Origin of the sequence: Micromonospora sp. CA-248089, from assembly GCF_050948515.1 — a bacterium.
Taxonomy (GTDB): domain Bacteria; phylum Actinomycetota; class Actinomycetes; order Mycobacteriales; family Micromonosporaceae; genus Micromonospora.
In genome coordinates this window covers 2,422,499-2,448,066 of the sequence record NZ_CP192016.1, presented here as the reverse complement: position 1 = coordinate 2,448,066, position 25,568 = coordinate 2,422,499, and the positions used below count along the sequence as shown (strand labels likewise).

Here is a 25,568-nt window from a genome sequence, read left to right as displayed (position 1 = left end):
ATCCCGCGCGTCCGGCGCGGGCGATGTCGTGGGTCGCGGCCGTCAGAGGCCGCGGGTGGGCGCGGCCGGGCGCGCGCCGCCGGTGCCCGCCACCTCGAGGAGGTACGGGTTGGTCGCGCGCTCGCGGCCGATCGTGGTCCGGGGGCCGTGGCCGGGCAGGACGACGGTGTCGTCGGCCAGCGGGAGAACCTTGTCCCGCAGGCTGGACAGCATGCGGGGCATGCTGCCGCCCGGCAGGTCGGTGCGGCCGATCGAGCCGACGAACAGCACGTCACCGGAGAGGCAGATCTGGTCCGCCTCCCAGGGCGAGCCGGCGCCGGGCAACCGGAACAGCACCGACCCGCCGGTATGGCCGGGAGCGTGGTCGACGGTGATCTCCAACCCGGCCAGCGACAGCGTCGCGCCGTCGGTCAGCTCGGCCACGTCGTCCGGCTCGGTGTACGGCAGCCGCCCGCCGAACAGCTGGGTCAGGTCCATCGAGAGCGCCTTGCTCGGGTCGGCCAGCAGCTCCCGGTCGTCCGGGTGGACGTAGGCGGGGATGCCGCGCGCGCCGCAGACCGGGGCGACGGAGAACGTGTGGTCGAGGTGGCCGTGGGTGAGCAGCACGGCGGCCGGGTGCAGGCGGTGCTCGGCGAGCACGGCGTCGAGCCGGTCGAGCACCCCGATGCCGGGGTCGACCACCACGCACTGCTCCCCCGGCCCGGTCGCCACCACGTAGCAGTTGGTGCCGAAGGCGTCCGCGGGAAAGCCGGCCACGAGCACGTCGCTCCCCTTTCCGTCCGGTCGTCGTCTGCCTGCAGCCTAGTCGTAGCGGCCAGCGAGTTCCGTCCGCCACCGCCCTCGTCCGCACCGGCCGGGCTGAGACGGCGGGACCTCGTACACCACATTCCCAGTCGCTACCCGTACACTCTGGCGGGCGTGTGGCGTGGCGCACCCCGATCGGAACGGCGGACGGCGCCCGACGCCGGCGGCGATCAGGCAGAGGAAGGGGAGCGCACGTGGCTTCCAGCAGGGACCGGCAGCGCAAACTGGCGCGCGCCAAGCTCGACCGGCAGCTCGCCCGGCGGGCGGCGGCCGCGAAGCGCCGCCGCCAGATCCGGGCCGGTGTGGGCGCCGCGGTGGTGCTCGTGCTGATCGTGGCCGGCTCCGCCTGGGCGCTCGGCGCGTTCGACTCCGAGCCGGAGAAGAAGGCCGCCGAGGACGTCTGCCTCTGGACCGCGGAGGACGGCGCCGTCAACACCAACCTCAAGGACGTCGGCGAGCCGCCCACCACGGGCCTACCCACCTCGGGCACCCGTCCGATGACGATCACCACCAACCAGGGTGGGCCGATCACCGTGGAGCTGGACCAGACCGACGCGCCCTGCGGCGCGGCGAGCCTGAGCTACCTGGCCGGCCGGTCGTTCTTCGACAACACCACGTGCCACGAGATCACCACCGAGGGCGCGCTGCGCTGCGGCGATCCGACCGGCACCGGGCTCGGCGGCCCGACCTACTCGTTCTACGAGGAGAACGTCCCGGCCGCGCCGGAGCCCAGCCCGTCGGCCTCGCCGGCGCCCGGGCAGCCGGCGACGTACCCGAAGGGCACGGTCGCCATGATCGGCAACCCGCCCGGCAGCAACAGCAGCCAGTTCCTGATCTTCTTCAAGGACGCCAGCCCGGCCAAGCCGGCCTACTCGGTGGTCGGCAAGGTCACCGGTGGGCTCGACGTGGTGGAGAAGATCGGTGCCCTGCCGACGGTGGACAATGGCAACGGCGCCAAGGTCAAGCCGAAGACGCAGGTGCTGGTTCAGAGCGTGACCGTCGGCGAGCCCGGCGCGGCGCCGGCCGGCAGTCCCGCGCCCTCGCCGAGCGCCAGCGCGGGCTGAGCACACACGCCACCGGTGGCGTGCCGCCGGTGCGATCCAGACGTGACCCGGCGCGCGCGCCGACCCCATACGCAGCAGGTGAGGAGTGACCGTGACGTCCACCAGAGACCGCCAGCGCGCGGCGGCGCGAGCCAAGCTCGAGCGGGAGATGGCGGAACGGGCCGGTCGGGCCCGCAAGCGCCGGCAAACCCAGGCGATCGTCGGGGCCGCGGCGGTGCTGGTGCTCGTCGTGGCCGGCACGGTGTGGCTCGTCGCCGCGCTCGGCGACGACGACGAGAAGCAGGGCGGCACCGCCGCCGGGGCCGACGCTGTGCAGTGCGCGTACACGGAGGTGCCCAAGGAGGGCCGTCCGGCGCAGATCAAGGACGTCGGCCTCCCGCCGGCCCAGCAGTCGGGCAAGGGCACCCAGACGATGACCATCGACACCAACCTGGGCCCGATCACCGCCAAGATCGACCGCACCAAGGTGCCGTGCACCGCCGGCAGCTTCACGCACCTTGCGAGCAAGGGCTTCTTCGACAACACCAAGTGCCACCGGCTGGTCACCGAGGGCATCAAGGTGCTCCAGTGCGGCGACCCGAGCGCCACCGGCAAGGGCTGGCGGGACACCGACGGCACCGGCGGTCCGTCGTACAACCTGGCCGAGGAGAACCTGCCCACCGACAAGCGCCCGCCGTACCCGGAGGGTGTCATCGCGATGGCCAACTCCGGCCAGCCGGGCAGCACCGGCAGCCAGTTCTTCATCGTGTACGGCGACTCGCCGCTCGACCCGAACTACACCGTGCTGGGCACCATCACCGGTGGCATGGACGTGGTGAAGCAGGTCGCCGCGGCCGGTGACGACGGCGCGTTCGCCAAGCAGGCCGGCGGTGGTCACCCGAAGAAGGAGATCACCATGACCAAGGTGACGATGAGCCCGGTCGAGGGCGGCTGACCGCACCCGCACGACGACGAAGCGCCCGCCGGCTGATCGCAGCCGGCGGGCGCTTTCGCGTGCGTGGGCGGCTCAGGCGCCCGAGGTGACCCGGTACGCGTCGAACACGCCGTCGACCTTGCGGACGGCGGCCAGCAGGTGCCCGAGGTGCTTCGGGTCGGCCATCTCGAAGCTGAACCGGCTGACCGCCACCCGGTCGCGGGTGGTGGTCACCGTCGCGGAGAGGATGTTCACCCGCTCCTCGGACAGCACCCTTGTCACGTCGGCGAGCAGCTTGTGCCGGTCCAGCGCCTCGACCTGGATGGCGACCAGGAACGTGGAGGCGGACGTGAGCTTCCAGCTCACCTCGACCACCCGCTCGGGCTGGGCGCGCAGGTCCTCGGCGTTGGCGCAGTCGTCGCGGTGCACGCTGACCCCGCCGGAGCGGGTGACGAACCCGAACACCGAGTCCGGCGGTACGGGCGTGCAGCAGCGGGCCAGTTTGATCCAGACGTCGCTGACGCCGCGGACCACGACGCCCGGGTCGGCGCTGCTCTGCCGGCTGCGCGGCGGCCGGGTGGCGACGGCGGTCTCGGCGATGTCCTCCGCCGCGCCCTCCTCGCCACCGTAGGACGCCATCAGCTTCTGCACCACCGACTGCGCGGAGACCTGGCTGTCGCCGACCGCCGCGTAGAGCGAGGCCACGTCGGCCAGGTGCAGGTCCCGGGCGATCGCCATCAGCGCGTCCGAGGTGAGCATCCGCTGCAACGGCATGCCCTGCTTGCGCATCGCCTTGACGATCGCATCCTTGCCGGCCTCGATCGCCTCCTCGCGCCGCTCCTTGTTGAAGTACTGGCGGATCTTGGTGCGGGCGCGCGGGCTCTTGACGAAGCCCAGCCAGTCCTGCGTGGGGCCGGCCGTGTCGGACTTCGACGTGAAGATCTCGATCACGTCGCCGTTTGAGAGCGTCGACTCGAGGGGCACCAGCTTGCCGTTGACCCGCGCGCCGATGCACTTGTGCCCGACCTCGGTGTGCACCGCGTACGCGAAGTCGACAGGCGTCGACCCGGTCGGCAGCGGGATGACGTCGCCCTTGGGGGTGAAGACGTACACCTCCTGGCTGGACAGGTCGAACCGCAGCGCGTCCAGGAACTCGCTCGGGTCCGCCGCCTCCCGCTGCCAGTCCAGCAGCTGCCGCAGCCAGGTCATCTCGTCGATGTGCGCCGGCGGGCCCACCACCGGGGTGCCCTTGTGCTCCTTGTACTTCCAGTGCGCGGCGATGCCGAACTCGGCGGTGCGGTGCATCGCGTACGTGCGGATCTGCATCTCCACCGGCTTGCCGGTGGGCCCGATGACAGTCGTGTGCAACGACTGGTACATGTTGAACTTGGGCATCGCGATGTAGTCCTTGAACCGGCCCGGCACCGGCTGCCAGTTGGCGTGGATGACCCCCAGCGCCGCGTAGCAGTCACGAACCGTGTCGACCAGGATCCGCACACCCACCAGGTCGTAGATGTCGTTGAAGTCGCGCCCCCGCACGATCATCTTCTGGTAGATCGAGTAGAGGTGCTTCGGCCGCCCGGTCGTCTCCGCCTTGATCTTGGCGGCCTTCAGGTCGGTGGACACCTTCTGGGTCACCTGGCGCAGCAGCGCCTCGCGCTGCGGCTGGTGCTCCCCGATCAGCCGGTTGATCTCCTCGAACCGCTTGGGGAACAGCGTGCCGAAGGCCAGATCCTCCAGCTCCCACTTGATCGTGTTCATACCGAGGCGGTGTGCCAGCGGCGCCAGGATCTCCAGCGTCTCCTTGGCCTTCTGCTCCTGCTTCGGACGCGGCAGGAAGGTCAGGGTCCGCATGTTGTGCAGCCGGTCGGCCAGCTTGATCACCAGGACCCGGGGGTCCTTCGCCATCGCCACGACCATCTTGCGGATGGTCTCGGCCTTGGCCGCGTCGCCGAGCTTGACCTTGTCGAGCTTGGTGACGCCGTCGACGAGCAGCGCGACCTCACCGCCGAAGTCGGCGCGCATCGCATCGAGCGTGTATTCGGTGTCCTCGATGGTGTCGTGCAGCAGCGCCGCGACCAGCGTGGTGGTGTCCATGCCCAGGTTCGCCAGGATGGTCGCCACCGCGAGGGGGTGCGTGATGTAGGGGTCGCCGGACTTGCGGTACTGCCCCGAGTGCCACCGCGCCGCAGTGTCGAAGGCGCGCTGCAGCAGCCGCGCGTCGGCCTTGGGGTGGTTCTCCCGGTGGGTCGCGATCAGCGGCTCCAGCACCTCGCTGACCTGCGAGGTCTGCCAGGGCGCGTTGAACCGGGCCAGCCGGGCGCGGACCCGCCGGCCGGTGGGCGCGTTGGACAGGGCGAAACCGCTGCCGGTCGTGGACTCGGTGGAACCCTCGGTCGGGAACGGCACCACGACCGCCCCGCCGTCGGCCGTCGCGTCGGGCGCGCCGCCGGTGGCGCCGGTCGCCCGGGCCGGCGGGTTGCCGCTGCGCTCGGTCACCGAGCCGTCCGCGTCGCCTGTCGGGTGCACCGTGCCCTCCACCGGAGGGACGACATCGTGGGACACCGGCCTCCTCACCGCTCGCCGGGATGCGCCGGCCGTCCGGCCGACGTCTGGTTCAACCGGCCCGGGGGCCGGTCTTGTTCCACGCGGTCGCCGGGGCCGGGCCCCGGCGCCTTCGCCGCCCCGGACACACCTCGGCCGGGTCGGGCAAAGGGCAATGCTACCCGTACGCAGGGTACGCCACCGCTCCCCCGGACGGTCGGCGCCGACCGGCCCGACGGGCCGGCCCGGTCAAACGGTCAACAGGGCATGGACCGGTCGCTGGGCCAGCCGCTTACGGCCCTCGAGGAAGCCCAGCTCCAGCAGCACGGTGAACCCGGCCACCGTCCCACCGGCGCGTTCCACCAGGTCGAGCGTGGCCTCGGCGGTGCCGCCGGTGGCGAGCACGTCGTCGAGCACCAGCACCCGGTGGCCGGCGGTGAAGGCGTCCTGGTGCACCTCCAGCGTCGCCTCGCCGTACTCCAGCGCGTAGGACGCCGAGTGCGTGGCCCGGGGCAGCTTGCCGGCCTTGCGCACCGGCACCACGCCGACGCCGGTGGCGTACGCGACCGCCGCCGCCAGCACGAACCCGCGCGCCTCGATGCCGGCGACGGTGTCGAACGAGTCCCGCCCGTGGTACGCGATGATGCCGTCGATCACCGCCCGGAACGCCTCACCGTCGGCGAACAGGGGCATCAGGTCCTTGAACACGACGCCCGGCTTGGGGAAGTCCGGCACGTCCAGCAGCCGGCTGGCGACGAGCTGGGCGACCTCCGGGCCGCTGTCTCCGCGTACCCCTGCGGTGTGGGTCTCCGTCACGGTGCGTCCCATGTCCTCTCGAAACGACGACGGCGTCCGTCATGCCGTGAGTCCAGCATGACGGACGCCGTCGGACCGATTCCGTCCGGCCCTACGGTCAGCGGCGCTTGCCGCCGGGCCGGTTGCCGCCGCCCCCCGCGGGACGCCCGCCGCGGGCGCCGCTGGGACGCTTGCCGGCCGGCCGGGCGCCCACCTTGGGTGCGGCGCCGGCCAGCGCGGCCGCCTCCGGGTCGATCGGCGCGTCGGCGGCCGGTGCGGCGGTACGCGGGCCCTTCGGCGTGATCTCGCCCTTGGCGATCGCGGCCCGGCGGGCGGCGACCCGCTTGTTGTGCGCGCTGATCCGCGGGTCCATGTTCTTCAGCAGCACCAGCAGCGGCGTGGCCAGCAGGATCGAGGTCAGGAACGCCACCGCCATACCGACGAACAGCACCAGGCCGAGGTCCTTCAGCGTGCCCGCCCCGAGCAGGCCGGCGCCGATGAAGAGCAGGCCGCCGACCGGCAGCAGCGCCACGACCGAGGTGTTCAGCGACCGCATGAGGCTCTGGTTGAGCGCCAGGTTGGACGCCTCGCCGTAGGTGACGTTGTTGTTCGCGGTGATGCCGCGTGTGTTCTCCTGCACCTTGTCGAAGACCACCACCACGTCGTAGAGCGCGAAGCCCAGGATCGTGAGGAAGCCGATGATCGTCGACGGGGTGACCTCGAAACCGACGAGCGAGTAGATGCCGGCGGTGAGGATCAGGTTGGTCAGCAGCGAGATGATGGCGGCGACCGCCATTCGCCACTCGAAGCGCAGCACCAGGTAGATCGACACCACCGCGATGAAGATCACCAGACCGAGGAAGGCGCGCGAGGTGACCTGGCTGCCCCACGCCTCGGAGACCTGGCTGCCGCTGATCTGGTCGGCCTGGATGCCGAACTCCTGCGCCATCGCGGCCTTGGCCGCGTTGGCCTGCTCGGCGCTGAGCTGCCCGGTGCGCATCTCGTAGAACTCGCCGCTGGTGCTGCCGACCTTCTGCGCGCTGACCACCTCGACGCCGGGCGCCTCGTCGGCCAGCACCTCGTCGACGGTCTGCTCGGCCCGGTCCAGCGTGCCGACGCTGGCCGGCACCTGGAACGTGTTGCCGCCGGCGAACTCGATGCCGAGCTTGAAGCCGCTGATCGCGAAGCTGAGCACCGCGATCAGGACCAGGACACCCGCCACACCGAACCACAGGTTCCGGCGGCCGACGATGTTGAGATCCGCCTCGCCCCGGTAGAGCCGCGCGGCCAGACCGTTCTTAGCCATCTCAGGCCTCCTTGACACGCGGGTTGCGGGCGGTGCCCGGCTCGGTCGACCGGGCCGGCAGCGCCCGGCCCAGACCGCTGACCCGCGGCGACAGGAACGCCCGGGTACGGGCGAACATCGTCATGATCGGGTGGCGGAAGAGGAAAACGACGACCAGGTCGAGCACTGTGGCCAGGCCGAGCGCGAAGGCGAAGCCCTTCACCGCGCCGACCGACACGATGTAGAGCACCACCGCCGACATCAGCGTGATCGCGTTCGCCGAGATGATCGTCCGGCGAGCCCGGATCCAGGCGCGCGGCACCGCGCTCCGTGGACTCCGGCCCTCCCGGATCTCGTCCTTCAATCGTTCGAAGTAGATGACGAACGAGTCCGCCGCGACGCCCAGCGAGACGATCATGCCGGCGATGCCGGCGAGCGTGAGCGTGAAGCCGATCGACCGGCCGAGCACCACCAGCGCGCCGAACACCAGCAGCGCGGAGAGCACCAGGCTCAGGAAGATGACCGAGCCGAGCAGACGGTAGTAGAAGAACGAGTAGATGATGACCAGCAGCATGCCGATGCCGGCCGCCAGCAGACCCGCCTTGAGGTGGCTGTCGCCGAGCGTCGCGGTGACGTTCTGCTGCTCCTGCGGCTCGAAGGTCACCGGCAGCGCGCCGTAGCGCAGCTGGCTGGCGAGCGCGTTCGCGGCCTTGTTGTCGAAGCTGCCGGTGATCTGCGAGTCACCGGTCAGCACGCCCTGGATCTCCGGGGACGAGACGATCTCGTTGTCCAGCACCACGGCGACCCGGCACTTGCCGTCCTGGCCGAGCGCGGTCTGGTCGCAGGCCTGGCCCTCGTTGTTGAACGCCTCGCGGGTCAGCGCGGTCCACTTCTCCTGGCCCTTGCCGGTGAAGTTCAGGCTGACCACCCAGGAGCTGGTCTGGTCGAGCTGGGCGGAGGCGTTCTTGACGTCGGTGCCGAGCACCTTCGCGACGTCGAGCAGGTACTTCGCGCCGGACTCGCAGGCGACCGCCTTCTGCTTCTCGTCCTTGATCGAGGCGGCGGGCCGCGTGTCGAGCTGGGTGCAGGTGATGGTCGGGACGTTGAACTGCATCTCGACCGGCAGGACGGCGACCTCCTGCGGGGTGAGCGTCCCGAACGGCTTGAGCTTGTCGGCCAGCGACGGGTCGGTGGTCAGGTCCGCCGGGGCCTGGAGACCGGAGGCGGCGGCCCAGGCGGCCGCGCCGACCTTCTGCTCGACGGCCTTGCGCTGCTGCTCGATGCTCTGCGGCACCGGCTCGGCGCTGGCGCTCGGGCTCGGCGCGGCGGCGCTCGGCGAGGCCGAGGCGCTGGCGCTCGGCGTCGGGGCCATGCCGCCCTGCCCGCCGGCGCTCGGCGAGCCGCTCACCTTGGGGCTCGTGGTCGCCTGCGGCGACGCGCTGCCCGACGGGGTCGGGGTGGCGGCGCCGGACGGCGAGGCGCTCGGGGTCGGCGCGGGCGCGGCCGCGGCACCACTGCCGTCGGTGGCCTTGAGCACCTTGCGGAAGCGCAGCTCGGCGGCCTCACCGACGTCGGTGAGGTCGCGGTTCTGGCCGGGCAGGGAGATGACGATGTTGCGGTTGCCCTCGGTGACCACCTCGGCCTCGGCCACGCCGTAGGCGTTGACCCGGCTCTCGATGATCTGGCGGGCCTCCTCGAGGTTGTCGGCGGTCGGGGGCTTGCCGTCCACCGTGTTGGTGGCCTCGAGCGTCAGCCGGGTGCCGCCGACGAGGTCCAGGCCGAGCCGCGGCTCCAACCGGTCCTTCCAGCCACCGCTGGCGCCGCCCGAGAAGAACACCAAAAGATAGAGGACGACGAAGATGAGCCCGAGCACGGCGAGCTGCCGTCCGGGCCGCATCTGTCCCTGAGGTGGTGCCACGGCTGTCCTGTCTCCCTGTACGGTCGCGCCGCTTCCGCGGCGGCGACAACTGTCGGGCCGGGGGTGTCCGCCCGACTGCTCCGGCGGGTCGGCACCGGAGGACGGCACGCCGGCTGGTGCGCGGCGCGGGGGCGCCGCACGGCCCGGCCGGGTGCCGGCGCCGGGCGCCGACCCCAACTATCCACTTGTACCGATGATTCCGCTGCCCCGTCCGGGGCGGCAGTCACTCCTTGACCGGCTCGGCTTCCTCGGTGATCGTCTCGGCCGCCGGCGCCTCGGCGCGCTTGATCACGCGGGCCACGGCGGGGCGGGCGTACCGGGTCTGCACGCCCGGCGCGACCTCGAGCAGGACCGTCTCGTCCTCGACCGCGGTGACCGTGCCGTGCAGGCCGCCGATGGTGACCACCTCGTCGCCGGGGGCGAGGGCGGACTGCATCTGCTCGGCCTCGCGGCGGCGCTTCTGCTGCGGACGGATCATCATGAAGTACATGACGACGAAGAGCAGAGCGATCATGAGGATCGGCGTCAGACTGCCGGCTCCCCCGCCACTCGCTGCTGCGTAAAGCACGGTGTAGACCTTCCGGTTGGCCTCCGTCCCGGCGCCGGAGGGCGCCGCAGCGGAAGCGGATTCTCACGTCCTGTACAAACCGCGGCGAAGTCTAGTCCCTGCTCCTGAGAAGACCGAATGCGGCACAGATCACGAACGGATCACGGCTGGTCGGTCTGCACCGAGAACAGATCGGGCCCCGGAGGGGCATCCATCCCAAATGTACCATTCGGGGGCGTACGCCCCAGATGGCGCCAAGCGGCCTCGGTCGCCACCCGCCCGCGCGGCGTACGGGCCAGCAGCCCGGCCCGGACCAGGAACGGCTCGCAGACCTCCTCGACCGTGTCCGGCTGCTCCCCCACCGCCACGGCGAGGGTGGACAGGCCCACCGGACCGCCCCGGAACGAGTCGACCAGCGCGGTCAGCACCGCCCGGTCGAGCCGGTCCAGACCCAGCGCGTCCACGTCGTAGACGGTCAGCGCCGCCCGTGCGGTCTCCAGCGTGACCACGCCCTCGGCGCGCACCTCGGCGTAGTCGCGCACCCGGCGCAGCAGCCGGTTGGCGATGCGCGGGGTGCCCCGGGACCGGCCGGCGATCTCCGCCGCCCCCTCGGGGGTGATCGGCACGCCGAGGATCCGGGCCGACCGGTGCAGCAGCACCTCCAGGTCGGCCGGGGCGTAGAAGTCGAGGTGCGCGACGAAGCCGAACCGGTCGCGCATCGGGCCGGTCAGCAGGCCGGACCGGGTGGTCGCGCCGACGAGCGTGAACGGCTCCACGTCGAGCGGGATGGCCGTGGCGCCCGGCCCCTTGCCCACCACCACGTCGACGCGGAAGTCCTCCATGGCGCTGTAGAGCAGTTCCTCGGCCGGCTTGGCGATCCGGTGGATCTCGTCGATGAACAGCACGTCGCCCTCGGCGAGGCTGGTCAGGATCGCGGCCAGGTCGCCGGAGCGCTCGATGGCCGGGCCGCTGGTCACCCGGATCCCGGTGCCCAGCTCGGCGGCGACGATGTTGGCCAGGGTCGTGTTGTGCACCACGAAGTCGTTCACTGTGAAGGTGTGGTCGCCGTCGACGGTCAGGCACCGGCACTCCTGCAGGCCCACCGCCTCGACGGAGGCCACCCGGTCGGCGGCGAGCCGTTCGTCGAATCGATCTCGGCGCGGCATCCACTCGGCGAGCCGCCGACCTCGCTCACCGATCACCGTCACACGCTGCGCGAACCGCGCCACATCGTCCTGGCTGGTGACGCTCAACCGCCAGGACTCGTGCGGCCGACCCTGGTAACGGCCGCGCTTGAGCTTGAGCCGTGACTGAACACCGAGCCGCAACAGCAGGTGTTGTACGTCCTCCAGCAGCCCCCGTGAAACGCTGTAGAACTCGACGACCACGTCGTACCGATCACGTCCCCGGCGGCTCACCGTGCCGTCGCAGGCGAAGTAGGCGCCGAGAAACGCCGACACCTGCCAGGCGTCACCCTCGAAGACGAAGTCGGGCACTCGCTTCTGCCACGCGTTCTTTCCGAGCAGGCCATGTTCGGCCAGCCAGGGCTGAAGACCCGAGATGCGGATCAGCGAACTACGGGCACTGTTGGGCCTGGTCACGTGGCTGTGCCCGATCCGGTCACAAACAGACCGGAAGTCGGCCAGCACGTCCTCGTCACCCCCCGTGAAGGTGACCTGATTCGTCGTGCATCCGTCGCCGACGAGATAGCCGGCGAGCTTGTACTCGGCGACGTCCTGAACGGCGTCCGCGACCAGTTCCGGGCACAGGACGTTGGCGACGAAGTCGCGGTCGGTGAGATCTCCCGCCTTCGTCCAGCCCTCGGTGGTCCAGAAGGGGTGGTCGGGTGCCGCGACCACTTCCCGTCCGCTCGTGGTCCGGATCCGGACCGACTCCAGTTCACCCTGCTCGTGCACCGCCAGCACAGTGGCGCCCGCCCCGGTTCGGGTGATGACCCGGTCACCTACCTCGATGTCACCGAGCCGACGCCGTGATCCGTTCTCCAACAGGACCAGAGCCTCCACGGACACCGGCTTCCCGAGACCCGGCGGGCCCGACAGGAGGATGTGGTCGGGCGGGGAGCCGCGCCGCATCGCGCCCTGCAACAGCAGGTCGAGTTGGTCCCGGACGCGGTGCTGGGCGATGAACTCGTCGAGCCGCTTAGGGCGGACGCTCGCCTCGGCGTCCCGCTCGGCGTCGTCGACGTACGCCGAAACCAGGTTCTCCCCGCTCATCGGGTCCGGCCCAGGAGGCGGATCGCCTGCTTGAGCAGGACCGGCACCGGCGGCGTCTCGCCGTCCACGGTCTCCGCGACCGCGGCCACCGCCTGCTCGGCCTGGGCGGCCGTCCAGCCCAGCCCGACGAGGGCCTGGCGGACCTGCTCCGGCCAGGCGCCGGCGGTCACCCCGGCCGCGCCGTCGGCGCCCACCGGCACCGGGCCGATCCGGTCGCGCAGCTCCAGCACCAGCCGCTCGGCACCCTTCTTGCCGATGCCCGGCACCCGGGTCAGCGCCGCGGTGTCTGCGTTGGCGATGGCCTTGCGGACCGCGTCCGGCGTGTGCACGGCGAGCACCGCCTGGGCCAGCCGGGGACCCACCCCGCTGGCGGTCTGGAGCAGCTCGAACAGCTGCTTGGCGTCGTCGTCGGCGAAGCCGTAGAGGGTGAGCGAGTCCTCCCGGACCACCAGGCTGGTGGCCAGCCGGGCCGGCTGGCCCACGCGCAGCTCGGCGAGCGTGCCGGGGGCGCACTGCACGGCCAGGCCGATGCCGCCCACCTCCACCACCGCGTGATCCGGGCCGGTGGCGGTCACCGTGCCGCGTACGCTCGCGATCATCGCGTCCCTCCTCGTCGGGCCCGTTGCGCGGCCGCGGCCAGCTTGGACCGGGTGCCGCCGCGCCACACGTGACAGATGGCCAGCGCCAGGGCGTCGGCGGCGTCGGCCGGCTTCGGCGGCTCGGGCAGCCGCAGCAGCCGGGTGACCATCGCTGTCATCTGCGCCTTGTCGGCCTGGCCGGAGCCGGTCACCGCCGCCTTCACCTCGCTCGGCGTGTACGTCGTCACCGGCAGCCCGGCCCGGGCCCCGGCGAGCACCGCGACGCCGCTGGCCTGCGCGGTGCCCATCACGGTGCGGACGTTGTGCTGGCTGAACACCCGCTCCACCGCGACCGCGTCCGGCCGGTGCTCGACGACCAGGTCGGTGAGCGAGCGGTCCAGGTGCAGCAGGCGCAGCGCGAGGTCGTCGGCCGGGTCGGTGTAGACCACGTAGTAGGCCACGAGCGTGCAGGGACGGCCCGGCACGCCCTCGACCACGCCGACCCCGCACCGGGTCAGCCCCGGGTCGACGCCCAGCACGCGCACGCCGCCTCCTCCCCGAGCCGCCAGCAGTACGTGTGTTCGACACACCCTACTGGTGCCCGCCGACGCCGGGGCGGCCGGACACGCCGGGCCCCGGCGGTGACGCGGCGCACCACACAGGCGGGCGGTGGAGTATGTGTCGCCACCCCATGTGCCAGGGGGCACCCGGCTCGTACGTTCATGCGCCATGACGGCAGAACCCGTGGCGGTCCCCCACGTCGTACACGTCGACCTGACCGGTCGCACCGCGCTGGTGACAGGTGGTGGCGGCGGCATCGGACGGGCCTGCGCGCTGCGCCTGGCGGCGGCCGGCGCGACGGTGGTGGTGCTGGACCGCGACGTGGCGGCGGCCGAGGCGGTGGCCGGCGAGGTCGGCGGCCGGGCGGTGGGGATCGACCTGGCCGACCCGGCGGCGGTGGACCGGCTCGACGTCGACGCCGACATCGTGGTCAACAACGCCGGGCTGCAACACGTCGCGCCGGTGCAGGACTTCCCGGTCGAGCGCTTCGAGTACATCCAGCGGGTGATGGTGGAGGCGCCGTTCCTGCTGATCCGCCGGGCGCTGCCCCGGATGTACGCGTCCGGCTGGGGCCGGATCGTGAACATCTCCTCGGTGCACGGGCTGCGCGCCTCGCCGTTCAAGTCGGCGTACGTCTCGGCGAAGCACGCGCTGGAGGGCCTGTCCAAGGTGGTCGCGCTGGAGGGCGCCGCGCACGGCGTCACCGCCAACTGCATCAACCCGGCGTACGTGCGCACCGCGCTGGTGGAGAGCCAGATCGCCGACCAGGCGGCCACCCACGGCATCGGCGAGGACGAGGTGGTCGAGAAGATCATGCTGGCCCGGGCGGCGATCAAGCGGCTGATCGAGCCGGAGGAGGTGGCCGAACTGGTGGCGTACCTGTGCTCCCCGCCGGCCGCGTTCCTCACCGGCACCTCGATCGCCCTCGACGGGGGCTGGACGGCGAACTAGTGGCCCCGCGCACAATGTCGGTCATGTCGTCGCCGGTCGAGTTCCTGGAGCTGCTGGCGCGCGAGGCCGCCGCGGTCGAGTTCGAGGGCCCGCTGGTCGCCGCGCGCGCCGCCGGCCTGCCCGCCGAACGGCTCGCCGAGCTGGAACAGGCCAAGGTGGTGGCGCTGCGGGTCCGGGCGCTGCTGGCGCGGCGGCGTCGCCGGGAGACCGAGCTGTCCGGCCTGTACGACACCGCGAGCGACCTGGCCGGGCTGCGCGACCTGGACGACGTGCTGCGCGCGATCGTGCACCGGGCGCGGATCCTGCTCGGCACCGACGTGGCGTACATGACGCTCAACGACGACGAGCGCGGCGACACGTACATGCGGGTCACCGACGGCTCGATCTCGGCCCGGTTCCAGCGGCTGCGGCTGGAACTGGGCGACGGCCTGGGCGGCCTGGTGGCGCAGACCGGCACCCCGTACGTCACCTCGAACTACCAGGAGGACGAGCGGTTCCGGCACACCGGGGAGATCGACGGCGGGGTGGGCGAGGAGGGCCTGGTGGCCATCCTCGGCGTGCCGCTGCGGCTCGGCTCCAGCGTGATCGGCGTGCTGTACGCGGCGAACCGCTCGGCCCGGCCGTTCGCCCGCGAGGAGGTGTCGCTGCTGGTGTCCCTGGCGGCGCACGCGGCGGTGGCGATCGACACCGCGCGGCTGCTCGCCGAGACCCGGGCGGCGCTGGCGGAGCTGTCGGCGGCGAACAGCACCATCCGGGCGCACAGCAGTTCGGTGGAGCGCGCCGCCGCCGCGCACGACCGGATGACCGCGCTGGTGGTGCGCGGCGGCGGGATGGAGGACGTGGCGGCGGCGGTCACCGAGGTGCTCGGCGGGGCGCTGCTGGCGCTGGACGCCGAGGGCCGGCGGCTGGCCCGGGTCGGCGAGATCGAGGAGCCGGACCGGGCCGACATCGTGGAGGCGGTGGCCGCCTCCCGTACCGAGGGGCGCAGCGTGCGCCGGGGCCCGCTCTGGTACGCCGCGGTGGTGGCCGGCGCGGAGAACCTGGGCGCGCTGGTGCTGCGCCCGGACGACGAGCTGGTCGACGCCGACCAGCGCATCCTGGAGCGCGCCGCGCTGGTGACCGCGTTGCTGCTGCTGTTCCGCCGGACCGTGGCCGAGGCGGAGGGGCGGGTCCGCGGCGAGCTGCTGGACGACCTGATCGCCCGGCCGCTGCGCGACGCCGACGCGCTGCGCGCGCGGGCCCGCCGGATCGCTGTGGACCTGGACGCCCCGCACGTGCTGGTGGCGGTCGGCGACGACGCGTTCGCCGAGACCGGCTCGGCCCGGCAGCGGGTGCTGTCCTGGGCCACCACGTACGCCTCGACACGGGGTGGCCTGGCCGCGGCGCGCGACGGGCGGGTGGTGCTGATGCTGCCCGGCCGGGACGCGGGCGGCGCGGCCCGCTCGGTGGCCCGGGACCTGTCCCGGCTGACCGGCCGCCCGGTGACCGCCGGGGCGAGCGGGCCGTCGACCGGGCCGGCGTCGCTGGCCGTCACGTTCGCCGAGGCGGAGCGCTGCCTGTCCGCGCTGGGTGCGCTGGGCCGGGCCGGGCAGGGGGCGAGCACCGCCGAGCTGGGTTTCGTCGGGCTGCTGCTGGGCGCTGTCGGCGACGCCGGGGACCGGGACGTGGCCCGGTTCCTCGCCACCACTGTGGGGCCGGTGCTGGACTACGACGCCCGGCGGGGCACCGCGCTGGTGAAGACGCTGGAGGCGTACTTCGGGGTGGGCGGCAGCCTGGCCCGGGCCGCCGAGCAGCTGCACGTGCACGTCAACACGGTCACGCAGCGGCTGGAGCGGGTCGGTCACCTGCTGGGCGCGGACTGGCAGCGGCCGGAGCGGGCGCTGGAGGTGCAGCTCGCGCTGCGTCTGCACCGGCTGCGCACGCCCGCCCGCTGAGCGGCCGGACCGCGCCGGGCGGTCCGGCGCGGTCAGCGCACGCGCAGGCCGTCCAGGACCGTGTCCACGATCCGCTCGGGCAGCATCCGCTCGTCGCGCTCGGGGTGCCAGCGCAGCATCCGCTGGGTGAGCATCGGCGCGGTGAGCAGCGACATGGTCACCTCGACGTCGAGGTCGGCGCGCAGCTCGCCCCGGTCGATCCCGCGGTGCAGCACCTCGCGCATCGCCGCGCGCCGGGGCTCGATGATCGCCTCGTACGCCTGCCGGTGGGACGAGCTGCGGTTCACCTCGGGCACCAGGCAGGGCATGATCTTGCGGACCCGGGGGTCGGCGTGCTGGCCCACGGCGCCGACCAGCAGCACCAGGTCGTCGCGGACAGAGCGACCGGCGGTGCGGGGCGCGGGGCCCTTGAGCGTGCGCAACGCGTCCAGCAGCAGCGCGTCCTTGCCCGGCCAGCGGCGGTAGATGGTGGCCTTGCCGACGCCTGCGCGGTTGGCGATCGCCTCGATGGACAGCGACTCGACGGTGCTGCCCTCGGCCAGCAGGTCGAGGGTGGCGTCGATGATCGCCTCGTCCGCGCGGGTGCTCCGCGGTCGCCCGGGCGACCGCGGAGCATCCGCCGTGGAAGTCATGTCAGACATTGTCCACGAACCTACGCGGTACCGGCCAGCTCCCGGTCGGTGACCGGCGCCGCGTCGGGGGCGACGACCGGCCGCCCCGGCATCCAGCGCAGCACGATCACGATGCCGAGCGCGGCCACCACCGCGGAGGCGCCCGCCGCCCAGTGCATGGCCGAGACGAACGAGTCGTTCGCCGCGTCGATCAGTCGCGGCGCGTCGGGGCCGAGCCGGCCGGCGACCGCGTACGCCCCGGAGATCGACTCCCGGGCCGCGTCGCGTACCGGGGCGGGCAGGGCAGCCACCGCCGGGCCGACCTGGTCGCGGTAGACGCCGGAGAGCACCGAGCCGAGCACCGCCACGCCGAGCGCGCCGGCCACCTGCCGCACGGTGTTGCTCACCGCGGAACCGACACCGGCCTTCTCCCGGGGCAGCGACGACATGATCGACTCGGTGGCCGAGGGCATGATGTTCGCCATTCCGGCGCCCTGGAGGAAGCCCAGCGCCGAGAAGATCCAGATCGGGGTGTCCGCGTCGATGAAGACGAACGCGGCGAGCGCCACGGTGGTGAGCAGCAGCCCGGCGGCGGCGACCGCCCGGCCGCCGTAGCGGCGGACCATCGCGGCGCTGCGCGGCGCGAAGATGAGCTGGGCGGCGGCGAACGGCAGGAACAGCAGGCCGCTCTCCAGCGGGCTGTAGCCGCGGACGAGTTGGAGGTAGAACGCGCCGAAGAACATCACGCCCATGGCGGCGAAGAAGACCAGCCCGACCAGGGCCACCGGGGCGGCGAACCGGGGCACCCGGAACAGCCGTACGTCCAGCGACGGGTGGTCGCTGCGCAGCTCGTGGGCGACGAACCAGCCGAGCACCGCGAGGCCGCCGAGCACCGCGATCCACACCTGCGGGCGGTCGAAGCCGTGCTCGCCGCCGTCGATGATGCCGTAGGTGAGCGCGACCAGGCCGACCACCGACAGCAGCACGCCGAGCAGGTCGACCCGGCCGGGCTTCGGGTCGCGGGACTCGGGGACCAGGGCCGCGACCAGCACCACGCCGAGCACCACCACCGGCACGTTGATCAGGAAGACCGAGCCCCACCAGAAGTGCTCCAGCAGCGCGCCGCCGAGCACCGGGCCGATCGCCACCGCGAGGCCGACCGCGCCGGCCCAGACGCCGATCGCCTTGGCGCGCTCGCGCGGGTCGAAGACGTTGGAGATGATCGAGAGCGTCACCGGCATGATGGCCGCGCCGCCGACGCCCATCAGCGCGCGGGCCGCGATGAGCTGGCCCGGGTCCTGCGCGTACGCGGACAGCAGCGAGGACAGGCCGAACAGCGCCAGCCCGAGGATCAGGAAGCGGCGGCGGCCGAGCCGGTCACCGAGCACGCCGAAGGTGAACAGCAGCCCGGCGAAGACGAGCGTGTAGGAGTTGATCGCCCATTCCAGCTCGCCCTGGGTGGCGCCGAGGCCGTGCACCGGGTCGGCCAGGGTGCGCAGGGCGACGTTGAGGATGGTGTTGTCGAGGACGACCACGAGGAGGCTGATCACCAGCACCCCGAGGATCGCCCACCTCCTCGGGTGTCCGGTGTTCTCGTGTGGTTCCACGTCCGTGCTCCCCCCGGTTTCCCCGCGTCGGAATACGATACGGGTCAGACTCGTAACGGAGCCGAGCGTAGGTGAGCGGGTTTCGATACGGAACTGGTTCGTATCGAATGTGTCTCAGGTCACGCGGGCGGCCCGGCCGCCAGCGCCAGCCGCAGCACCGCGTCCCGCACCGGCAGCAGCCGCCGCGCGCCGGACAACCGCCCCGCCCACCGCGCGCCCACCGCGATCCGCTGCGTGGGCCGCCGGCGGCGCCTGTCGTACGCCCGCAGCCCGGCGGGCAGGTCGCCGGCGTCGCGGACGCAGCCGGCGAGCGCGACCGCGTCGATGAGCGCCTGGCAGGCGCCCTGCCCGAGATCCGGGGTCATCGCGTGCGCGGCGTCGCCGAGCAGCACCGTCCGGCCGGACACGTACGACGGCAGCGGCGTCAGGTCGTGGATCTCGTGCCGCAGGATCCCCTCCGGGGTGAGCGCGTCGAGCACCCGCGGCACCGGCTGATGCCAGTCGCCGAAGAGACGGCGCAGCTCGGCAGCGTCGTCGGGCGGCGCCGGGTGCCCCTCGGGCAGCCGCACCGCGGCGTACCAGTTGGTGCGGCCCGGCCCGGCCGGGGTCAGCCCGAACTTGCGCCCCCGACCCCAGGTCTCGCCACCCTCGGCCAGGTCCAGGTCGACCACACCGCGCCAGGCCACCGCGCCCGCGTAGCGCAGCGGATACCGCCGGCCGTACATCGCCTCGCGCACCACGCTGTTGATCCCGTCCGCGCCCACCACCAGGTCGTACGCCTCGCGCAGCGGCCCCGGGTCGGCCACCGGGGCGTCCAGGCGCAGCACCGGTCCGGGCAGCGCGCCGGCCAGGACGGCGAGCAGCACCGGCCGGGTGACCAGGTACACCGGCTCGCCGTGGCGGCGCTCCAGCCGGTCGACGTCGATGCCGGCGATCCGGCTGCCGTCCGGGCGCCGGATCGACCCGCCGCCCTGGCGGCTGCCCCGGCGGCGCACCTCGGCGCCGACGCCGAGCGCGTCCAGGGCGCGCATCGCGGCGGGCCAGATGCCGAGCCCGGTGCCGCTGTCCGGCAACGCGGCGGACCGCTCCAGGACCGTCACCTCCCAGCCCGCCGCCCGCAGGCCGATGCCCGCCGCGAGCCCGCCGATCCCGCCCCCGACCACGACCGCGCGTCCGCCCATGGCGTCACCGTACTACAGGTGTAGTCATCCGCACTACGGCTGTAGTCTGCCCGGGTGACCGATCGCCGCACGCTCCTGCTCGACGCCGCCATCCGGGTGCTCGGCACCGGCGGGCCGCGACAGCTCACCCACCGGGCCGTGGACGCCGAGGCGGGCCTGCCCGAGGGTTCCGCCTCGAACCGGTTCCGCACCCGGGAGGCACTGGTCACCGGCGTCTTCGACCGGCTCGTCGAGGTGGAGACGGCGGCCTGGCAACGGCTCGCCGCGGACCTGCCGGCGGGCGACGTCGCCGCGTTCGCCGCCGTCGTCGGCCGGCTGATCCGGGAGTTCACCGACCAGCAACGGGGGGTCACGCTGGCCCGGTACGCGCTGTTCGTCGAGGCCGCCGTGCGACCCGACCTGCGCCCGGCGATCGAGGCCGCCCGGGCACGGCTGGCCGGCTGGGGGGAGCCGCTGCTCGCCACGCTCGGCTCGACCGACCCGCCGGCCCACTTCCGGATGCTCCTGGCACTCGTCGACGGGCTGCTGAGCAACCAGCTCGCCGCCCCGGACGACGACGTCGACCCGGAGGCCGCCGTCGCCACGCTGCTGCGCGGCCTCCGCGCCGGCCCGTCCGCCTAGCTAGCTCCGGGCGGCGCGGCGCCCGGCCGCAGCGCGGCAGGTGCGCAGCGCGTCGGACAGGGTCGTCAGGTGCCCGGCCGGTGGCATGATCCAGCCCGGCCCGGCACTGAGCACCCCCACCGACGGGAACTCCCGCGCGAACCGGGCCATCCGGTACGCCCGGCCGGTCACCGGGGTCTGCGACCACACCACCACCGTGTGCGGCCGGCTGCGGCGCACGGCGCTGGCCAGCGCGGGCCAGGGCAGGGCGGCGCCCAGCAGCACGCTGCCCAGGTTCGCCTCCCGCAGCGCGGCGGCGAGCGCGTGCAGGCCGAGACAGTGCAGTTCCTGTTCCGCCGCGGCGAGCAGGATGCCGCCGCCCGGCGACATCCGTCCCGGCTCCCGCAGCAGGGCGTCCAGGCCGGACCGGATCCCCTCGGCGAAGGCGTGCTCCACCGCCACCTCGACGGCGCTGTGCCCGGGCAGCGCGGCCAGCATCGGCGCGCAGACCCGCTCCCACACCGCCGTCACGCCCCACCGGCCGGCGGCCTCGACGACAAGTGCGGCGACCCGGTTGCCGTCCAGGTCCTCCGCGGCGAGCGTGAGGTGCTTGCGGACGTCCTCGACGGCGTCGCCCGGCATCGCCTCGGTCACCACCAGAAGCACCTCCCGGGTAGACGGTCACTACCCGGGGTTCGGCCCGACGGCACGGTTTGGATGCGCTCGGGCCGGACCGGTCCGGCCCGGGTGCGATCCCGGCACCGGGCCGGTGGGCCGGATCACACCGGCTCGCGCTCCACCGGGACGGGCTCCGCCGCGGCCACGGGGCGGCGACGACGGCGCAGCGACAGCCACACCGCAGCGATCAGGCCCAGGGCGAGCACCGTCAGCAGGTACGCGTCGACCGCCGGCGTCTTCGCCGTCCCCTCCATGTGGGCTGCCTTCCAGATCAGCCCGCGCGGGACCGTCGCGCCGGTGCGGTCCCGGCCGGGCCACAGCAGGAACGGCAGCACGGCGGCCACCGCGAGGACGGCTGCGGGCACCCGGGCCGGGCCGCGGGCACGCCGCGCCAGATCGATCAGGACCAGCGCCGCCGGGCCGATCCAGAGCCAGTAGTGCGACCAGCTCACCGGGGAGACGGCGAGCGTGGTGAACCCGACCACCACGATGGCGGCCGCCTCCTCGCCCTGCCGGTGCAGCGCGACGGCGAGCGCCAGGCCGGCCATCCCGGCGAGAACCGCGGCCAGCATCCACGGCCGGCTGTTCAGTTCGTCGCTGCCGAGCAGGCGCGCCACGAGACCCTGGAGGGACTGGTTGGCGGCGTACCGGGGGCCGGAGGTCGCGAGCGGCCGGGACGAGTCGAACGCGCGACCGGCGATCCAGTAGTCGTACGAGCCGCCCGGCTGGATGATCGCGCCCAGCACGGTGAGCCCGGCGAACGTCGCCCCGGCCACCAGGGCGGCCCGGATCCGGCGGGTCAGCAGCAGGTAGACCACGAACAGGCCGGGAAGCAGCTTGACCGAGGTGGCGACGCCGATGCCGACACCCTTGAGCCGGCTCCGGTCCGGCCGCGCCAGGTCCGCCACCACCAGCAGAAGGACGAAGACGTTGATCTGGCCGAGGTAGAAGGTGCGGTGCAGCGGCTCGGTCCACACGAGCACGGCGAGTACCGCCGCGGCGAGGCCGAGCCGGCCCGGCGCGCCCCGGTATCCGAGCATCCGAGTGGTGAACCACAGCGTCGCGAGCATCGCCAGCAGGCCCGCCACGGTCCACACGTACAGGGCGGCCCGGTCGTCGAGCAGCGTCAGCGGCGTCAGGAACGGCAGCGTGATCGGCGGATAGGTGTAGGGCAGGTTCAGCGTGGTGTAGCCGAGCCGGTAGACCGGCTCGCCGTGCAGGAAGGACCGCGCACCACCGATGTACATCGACAGGTCGGTGCCGCGCAGCGGGTCGTGGTCCAGGAAGACGGCGTACGCGGCGAGGGACCCGGCCAACGCCAACAGACCGGGCAGGAGCAACCAGGACGGCAGGGTGACCGGCGGTGGCGCCGGCCGGTCGGCGGGGACCATGGTGGCGAGCGCACGCAGACGCGAGACGGCCATGAATCGGGGAGCGTAGCGTCGCTCCGCGTCACGTGGGGGGCGCTGCCGCCCGCCCGCACCACGGCCACCGCCGTGCCGGAGGGGTCACTCGGGGAACGTGACCACCCAGCGCGCGCCCTCGCCGCGAGCCAGCCGCTCCAGCGCCGCGGGCGCCTCGGTCAGCGGCACCGTGCCACTCACCAGCGGCGCCAGGTCCAGATCACCGGCGGCGAGCGCGGCGGCCAGCTCCGGCACCTCCCGGTCCGGGTCGGTCGAGCCGTACACCGAGGAGCGCAGCGTGCGCGCGGAGTGGAAGATGTCCAGCGCGGAGAGGCTGAGCATGTCGTCGCGGGCGCCCATGCCGACCACGGTGACCGCTCCCCCGCGCCGCGTCGCCCGCCAGGCGGCGCGGATGGTGGCGGACCGGCCGACGCACTCGAACGCGTGGTCCACACCGCGTCCCTCGGTGCGAACCCGGATCTCCTTGCCGAGCCGGTCGTCGGAACGGAGGAAGTCGGTGGCCCCGGCGGCGAGTGCCAGGTCCCGCTTGGCCTCCACCACGTCCACGGCGAGGATCGGCGACGCCCCCGCCCGCCGGGCGGCGGTCAGCACGGCCAGGCCCACCCCGCCGAGCCCGATCACCGCGACCGACTCACCGGCCGCGACCCGTGCGGTGTTGCGGACCGCGCCGACGCCGGTGAGCACCGCGCAGCCCAGCACCGCGGCCTGCTCCGGCGGCAGTCCGGCCGGCACCGGTACGGCGGCGTGCTGCGGCACCACCACCTCCTCGGCGAGCGCGCCGAGCCCGAGCGTGACCTGAAGGGGCTCACCGGCGGCCGTCTGGCCCCGGAGTGTGGACGGGTTGGGGTTGGCGGCGCAGAGCCACGGTTCGCCGTGCCGGCAGTGCCAGCAGTCCCGGCAGGCCGGGGCCCAGTTGAGCACCACGGGTGTGCCGACCGCGAGCGTCGTGCCGGGCCCGGCCTCGGCCACCACGCCGGTCGCCTCGTGCCCCAGCACCAGCGGGTACGCGGGCGCCAGCGTGCCGTCCACCATGGCCAGGTCGGAGTGGCAGATGCCGGCGGCGCGGATGCGTACCCGCAGCTCACCCGGGCCGGGCGCGGGCAGGCGTACGTCCTCGACCGCCGGTGTCTCGCCCCGGCCGCGCACCACGAGCGCCCTCATCGCTGGATCGCCTTCACCTCGGTGAACTCCTCCACGCCGTACGCGCCGAGTTCCCGGCCGAGGCCGGACTGCTTGTAGCCGCCGAACGGGGCGAGCGGGTTGAACGCGCCGCCGTTGACGTCCACCTGGCCGGTACGCATCCGCCGGGCCACCGCCAGCGCCGCGTCGGAGTCGGCGGACCAGACCGCGCCGGCCAGCCCGTACCGGGAGTTGTTGGCGATGGCGACCGCCTCGTCGGTGTCGGCGAACGGGATCACCGCGAGCACCGGCCCGAACACCTCCTCCTGCGCGAGGGCGCTGTCCGGGTGGACGTCGGCGAAGACGGTGGGCGCCACGAAGTGGCCCCGCGGCGGCAGTGGCGTGTCCGGGCCACCGGCGACGAGCCGGGCGCCGTCGGCGAGCGCGCGGTCCACGTGGTCGCGTACCCGCTGGGCCTGCGCGGCGGAGGCCAGCGGGCCGAGCCGGGTGGCCGGGTCGAAGGGGTCGCCGAGCCGGTAGCCGGCCACCGCCGCCGCGACCAGGTCCAGCGCCTCGGCGTAGCGGTCGCGGTGCACGAGCATCCGGGTCCAGGCGGTGCAGGTCTGCCCGGAGTTGAGCAGCGCGTTGCCGACGCCGACCTTGACCGCGGTGGGCAGGTCGGCGTCGGCCAGGACGACGTTCGCCGACTTGCCGCCGAGTTCCAGCGACACCCGGGCGATCCGCTCGGCGGCCAGGTGCGCGATGCGCCGGCCGGTGGCGGTGGAGCCGGTGAACGAGACCAGGTCGACGTCGGGGTGGGCGGCGAGGGCCTCGCCGACCACCGGGCCGGTGCCGGGCACGAGGTTCACCACGCCGGGCGGCAGGCCGGCGTCGGTGATCGCGTCGAACAGCAGGTACGCGGTGAGCGGGGTCAGCTCGCTGGGCTTGAGCACCACGGTGCACCCGGCGGCGAGCGCGGGCGCGACCTTGGCGACCACCTGGTGCAGCGGGTAGTTCCACGGGGTGATCGCGCCGACCACGCCGACCGGCTCGCGGACGACGAGGGAGTTGCCCACCGTCTGCTCGGCGGCCGGCCGGGCGGCCAGGTCGACCATGCTCCGCAGCACGGTGAGCGGCAGGCCGGTCTGGACGCGGGTGGCGAGCTTGAGCGGGGTGCCCAGTTCGGTCGCCACGGTGCGGGCGATCTCGTCGGCGCGGGCGGCGAGCGCGGTGTGCAGCCGGTCCAGGTGCGCGGCGCGCTCGGCGGGTGCGGTGTCGGCCCAGCCGGGGAACGCGGCGCGGGCGGCGGCGACCGCGCGGTCCACGTCGGCCGGTGTGCCGGCGGGCACCTCGCCGACGATGCCGCCGGTGGCCGGGTTCTCCACCGGGACGGTGTCGCCCGAGGAGGGGTCGACCCAGTCACCGGCGATGTGCAGGTGGCGGCGCGTCAGCAGGGCGGGAGGGGCGTCGGCGAGATCCATGGCGTCCTTCGGGGGTGTGGAAACTAGCGGTGGGAGTTTCGACGCTACTCCGGACCGCCGACCCGTTCCAGCGGGGCGACGGTGGCGGCGTACTCGGCGGCGAGTCCGTGCAGCAGCGCGTCCAGGCCGAGCGCGAACGCGCCCTCGTCCACGCTGCGCTGGTGGCCGGCGAGCCGGTGCGCCTGGTTGAGGTGCGGGTGCGCGGCGTACAGCGAGGGGTCCTCGACGAAGCCGCGGGCGAACGAGCCGAGCGCGGAACCGGCCACGAAGTAGCGCATCGCGGCGCCGATGTGGGTGGCGCGCGCGGGCGGCCAGCCGGCCCGGACCAGCGCGCCGTAGACCGCGTCGGCCATGGCGAGCGCGGCCGGACGGCGGCCCGGCCCCTGCGCCAGGTACGGCACGATGTTCGGGTGCGCGGCCAGCGCGGCCCGGTACGAACGCGCCCAGCGGCCGAGCGCGTCGAGCCACTCGTACTCGTCGAAGACGCTGATGTCGACCGTTGCCGCGACGCCGTCGGCCACCGCGTCGAGGATCTCCTCCTTGGTGGCGAAGTGGTTGTAGAGCGAGGGGCCGCGGACGCCGAGCGCGGCGGCGAGCCGCCGGGTCGAGAGCGCGTCCAGCCCGTCGGCGTCGATCAGCGCCAGCGCGGTCTCGACGATCCGGTCGCGGGTGAGCAGGGTCTGTCGGGGTCGGGGCACCTGGTCATCATCCTCCTTCCGGCCCGGGGTCTGGACGCGGG

22 protein-coding genes and 2 pseudogenes are annotated in these 25,568 nt (G+C 73.5%); 5 read left to right on the top strand and 19 right to left on the bottom strand.

Going from position 1 to position 25,568, the window contains the following annotated elements:
* Positions 1-42: 42 nt before the first annotated feature.
* Positions 43-762, bottom strand: a complete 720-nt coding sequence (locus tag ACQP26_RS11675; protein ID WP_433495707.1) for an MBL fold metallo-hydrolase — start codon at positions 760-762, stop codon at positions 43-45.
* A 236-nt stretch (positions 763-998) separates the two neighbouring features.
* Between ACQP26_RS11675 and ACQP26_RS11670 the strand changes: the two genes are divergently transcribed.
* Together ACQP26_RS11670 and ACQP26_RS11665 are read left to right on the top strand one after the other, a co-directional pair.
* Complete coding sequence (locus ACQP26_RS11670) at positions 999-1,868, top strand: peptidylprolyl isomerase (RefSeq protein WP_433495706.1); 870 nt, start codon at positions 999-1,001, stop codon at positions 1,866-1,868.
* Between the two features lie 91 nt (positions 1,869-1,959).
* Complete coding sequence (locus tag ACQP26_RS11665) at positions 1,960-2,802, top strand: peptidylprolyl isomerase (RefSeq protein ID WP_281578328.1); 843 nt, start codon at positions 1,960-1,962, stop codon at positions 2,800-2,802.
* A 72-nt stretch (positions 2,803-2,874) separates the two neighbouring features.
* Here ACQP26_RS11665 and ACQP26_RS11660 read toward each other — a convergent pair whose 3' ends face one another.
* From ACQP26_RS11660 to ruvC, 10 genes and pseudogenes are all read right to left on the bottom strand, one after another.
* Positions 2,875-5,322: a RelA/SpoT family protein gene (locus ACQP26_RS11660; RefSeq protein ID WP_281580014.1), complete on the bottom strand. Its 2,448-nt coding sequence runs from the start codon at positions 5,320-5,322 to the stop codon at positions 2,875-2,877.
* Positions 5,323-5,574: 252 nt separating this feature from the next.
* Complete coding sequence (locus ACQP26_RS11655; protein WP_120573853.1) at positions 5,575-6,141, bottom strand: adenine phosphoribosyltransferase; 567 nt, start codon at positions 6,139-6,141, stop codon at positions 5,575-5,577.
* Positions 6,142-6,238: 97 nt separating this feature from the next.
* The gene (secF, locus tag ACQP26_RS11650) at positions 6,239-7,426 is read right to left on the bottom strand and encodes a protein translocase subunit SecF (protein WP_281578329.1); all 1,188 of its coding nucleotides are present in this window, start codon (positions 7,424-7,426) and stop codon (positions 6,239-6,241) included.
* 1 nt (position 7,427) lies between these two features.
* Positions 7,428-9,323, bottom strand: coding sequence for a protein translocase subunit SecD (gene secD, locus ACQP26_RS11645; protein ID WP_269700517.1), 1,896 nt, complete (start codon positions 9,321-9,323; stop codon positions 7,428-7,430).
* Positions 9,324-9,546: 223 nt separating this feature from the next.
* Positions 9,547-9,891: a preprotein translocase subunit YajC gene (gene yajC, locus ACQP26_RS11640; protein WP_036345294.1), complete on the bottom strand. Its 345-nt coding sequence runs from the start codon at positions 9,889-9,891 to the stop codon at positions 9,547-9,549.
* Positions 9,892-10,031: 140 nt separating this feature from the next.
* Positions 10,032-11,036, bottom strand: coding sequence for a Holliday junction branch migration DNA helicase RuvB (gene ruvB / locus ACQP26_RS11635; RefSeq protein ID WP_433496128.1), 1,005 nt, complete (start codon positions 11,034-11,036; stop codon positions 10,032-10,034).
* Between the two features lie 99 nt (positions 11,037-11,135).
* Positions 11,136-11,729 (bottom strand): annotated as a pseudogene (locus tag ACQP26_RS11630) (LAGLIDADG family homing endonuclease); the annotation flags it as partial.
* 164 nt (positions 11,730-11,893) lie between these two features.
* Positions 11,894-12,104, bottom strand: a pseudogene (locus ACQP26_RS11625) (Holliday junction branch migration DNA helicase RuvB); the annotation flags it as partial.
* On the bottom strand, positions 12,101-12,703 hold the full coding sequence (gene ruvA, locus ACQP26_RS11620) for a Holliday junction branch migration protein RuvA (protein WP_269700519.1): 603 nt from the start codon (positions 12,701-12,703) through the stop codon (positions 12,101-12,103). The gene ruvA and the pseudogene ACQP26_RS11625, both read right to left, overlap by 4 nt.
* The gene (gene ruvC / locus ACQP26_RS11615) at positions 12,700-13,227 is read right to left on the bottom strand and encodes a crossover junction endodeoxyribonuclease RuvC (protein WP_281578332.1); all 528 of its coding nucleotides are present in this window, start codon (positions 13,225-13,227) and stop codon (positions 12,700-12,702) included. Before ruvC ends, ruvA begins: the two co-directional genes overlap by 4 nt.
* 184 nt (positions 13,228-13,411) lie before the next feature.
* Here ruvC and ACQP26_RS11610 point away from each other — a divergent pair, with 184 nt between their 5' ends.
* Positions 13,412-14,194, top strand: a complete 783-nt coding sequence (locus tag ACQP26_RS11610) for a 3-hydroxybutyrate dehydrogenase (RefSeq protein ID WP_433495705.1) — start codon at positions 13,412-13,414, stop codon at positions 14,192-14,194.
* Between the two features lie 14 nt (positions 14,195-14,208).
* Positions 14,209-16,128, top strand: a complete 1,920-nt coding sequence (locus tag ACQP26_RS11605) for a helix-turn-helix domain-containing protein (protein WP_269706868.1) — start codon at positions 14,209-14,211, stop codon at positions 16,126-16,128.
* A 32-nt stretch (positions 16,129-16,160) separates the two neighbouring features.
* On the opposite strand, the gene ACQP26_RS11600 is transcribed toward ACQP26_RS11605, so the two are convergent.
* From ACQP26_RS11600 to ACQP26_RS11590, 3 genes are all read right to left on the bottom strand, one after another.
* A complete protein-coding gene (locus ACQP26_RS11600) occupies positions 16,161-16,769 on the bottom strand; it encodes a TetR/AcrR family transcriptional regulator (protein ID WP_269700522.1) in 609 nt (202 codons plus the stop codon).
* A gap of 11 nt (positions 16,770-16,780) precedes the next feature.
* Positions 16,781-18,346, bottom strand: a complete 1,566-nt coding sequence (locus tag ACQP26_RS11595; RefSeq protein ID WP_433495704.1) for an MFS transporter — start codon at positions 18,344-18,346, stop codon at positions 16,781-16,783.
* Positions 18,347-18,465: 119 nt separating this feature from the next.
* On the bottom strand, positions 18,466-19,527 hold the full coding sequence (locus tag ACQP26_RS11590) for an FAD-dependent monooxygenase (protein WP_433495703.1): 1,062 nt from the start codon (positions 19,525-19,527) through the stop codon (positions 18,466-18,468).
* Positions 19,528-19,581: 54 nt separating this feature from the next.
* Between ACQP26_RS11590 and ACQP26_RS11585 the strand changes: the two genes are divergently transcribed.
* Positions 19,582-20,148, top strand: a complete 567-nt coding sequence (locus ACQP26_RS11585) for a TetR/AcrR family transcriptional regulator (protein WP_433495702.1) — start codon at positions 19,582-19,584, stop codon at positions 20,146-20,148.
* Here ACQP26_RS11585 and ACQP26_RS11580 read toward each other — a convergent pair whose 3' ends face one another.
* The 5 genes from ACQP26_RS11580 to ACQP26_RS11560 form a co-directional block, all read right to left on the bottom strand.
* Positions 20,149-20,784, bottom strand: coding sequence for a transcriptional regulator (locus tag ACQP26_RS11580; RefSeq protein WP_433495701.1), 636 nt, complete (start codon positions 20,782-20,784; stop codon positions 20,149-20,151).
* Positions 20,785-20,906: 122 nt separating this feature from the next.
* The gene (locus ACQP26_RS11575; protein WP_433495700.1) at positions 20,907-22,229 is read right to left on the bottom strand and encodes a glycosyltransferase 87 family protein; all 1,323 of its coding nucleotides are present in this window, start codon (positions 22,227-22,229) and stop codon (positions 20,907-20,909) included.
* A gap of 84 nt (positions 22,230-22,313) precedes the next feature.
* Positions 22,314-23,390 (bottom strand): alcohol dehydrogenase catalytic domain-containing protein, encoded by a 1,077-nt coding sequence (locus tag ACQP26_RS11570; protein ID WP_433495699.1) that lies wholly within the window; start codon positions 23,388-23,390, stop codon positions 22,314-22,316.
* Positions 23,387-24,829 (bottom strand): aldehyde dehydrogenase family protein, encoded by a 1,443-nt coding sequence (locus ACQP26_RS11565; protein ID WP_281578336.1) that lies wholly within the window; start codon positions 24,827-24,829, stop codon positions 23,387-23,389. Before ACQP26_RS11565 ends, ACQP26_RS11570 begins: the two co-directional genes overlap by 4 nt.
* A gap of 44 nt (positions 24,830-24,873) precedes the next feature.
* The gene (locus ACQP26_RS11560; RefSeq protein WP_281578337.1) at positions 24,874-25,527 is read right to left on the bottom strand and encodes a TetR/AcrR family transcriptional regulator; all 654 of its coding nucleotides are present in this window, start codon (positions 25,525-25,527) and stop codon (positions 24,874-24,876) included.
* Between the last annotated feature and the right edge of the window lie 41 nt (positions 25,528-25,568).

Excerpts from the sequence above, each read along its gene's own strand:
- ruvB (WP_433496128.1), bottom strand. The coding sequence starts at position 11,036 with ATGCCGCGCCGAGATCGATTCGACGAACGGCTCGCCGCCGACCGGGTG.
- ACQP26_RS11600 (WP_269700522.1), bottom strand. The coding sequence starts at position 16,769 with ATGTCTGACATGACTTCCACGGCGGATGCTCCGCGGTCGCCCGGGCGA.
- ACQP26_RS11590 (WP_433495703.1), bottom strand. The coding sequence starts at position 19,527 with ATGGGCGGACGCGCGGTCGTGGTCGGGGGCGGGATCGGCGGGCTCGCG.
- ruvA (WP_269700519.1), bottom strand. The coding sequence starts at position 12,703 with ATGATCGCGAGCGTACGCGGCACGGTGACCGCCACCGGCCCGGATCAC.
- ACQP26_RS11575 (WP_433495700.1), bottom strand. The coding sequence starts at position 22,229 with ATGGCCGTCTCGCGTCTGCGTGCGCTCGCCACCATGGTCCCCGCCGAC.
- ACQP26_RS11610 (WP_433495705.1), top strand. The coding sequence starts at position 13,412 with ATGACGGCAGAACCCGTGGCGGTCCCCCACGTCGTACACGTCGACCTG.
- ACQP26_RS11570 (WP_433495699.1), bottom strand. The coding sequence starts at position 23,390 with ATGAGGGCGCTCGTGGTGCGCGGCCGGGGCGAGACACCGGCGGTCGAG.
- ACQP26_RS11605 (WP_269706868.1), top strand. The coding sequence starts at position 14,209 with ATGTCGGTCATGTCGTCGCCGGTCGAGTTCCTGGAGCTGCTGGCGCGC.
- ACQP26_RS11565 (WP_281578336.1), bottom strand. The coding sequence starts at position 24,829 with ATGGATCTCGCCGACGCCCCTCCCGCCCTGCTGACGCGCCGCCACCTG.
- secF (WP_281578329.1), bottom strand. The coding sequence starts at position 7,426 with ATGGCTAAGAACGGTCTGGCCGCGCGGCTCTACCGGGGCGAGGCGGAT.